Annotated in this window: 1 protein-coding gene; it reads right to left on the reverse strand. The window is 57.7% G+C overall.

Annotated elements, in window-relative coordinates; all coding sequences use genetic code 11:
- A partial coding sequence (locus CVN76_RS00655; RefSeq protein ID WP_157805386.1) for a TGS domain-containing protein occupies positions 1–307 on the reverse strand: 307 nt, incomplete at both ends.

The raw sequence follows: 307 nt of genomic DNA on the forward strand, positions 1-307 counted from the left end.
CATCTGGCGACCGGCAAGGATATTTTTATCGCGATCCTGTTTGCGGAACCAGTTGTGGATCTTGGAACGTCCGCGGCTGGTAGTGATATAGCCCAGGTTCGGGTTCAGCCAGTCGCGGCTTGGGTTCGGCTGCTTCTGAGTGATGATTTCAATCTGGTCTCCCATCCGCAGCTGGTAGGTAAAGGGCACGATGCGGCCGCCAATTTTGGCACCGATACAGCGGTGGCCGACGTCGCTGTGAATATGGTAAGCGAAGTCGAGCGGCGTAGAGCCGGCAGGCAGATCCACCACGTCGCCTTTCGGGGTA

Source organism: Bacillus sp. mrc49 (assembly GCF_002803435.1).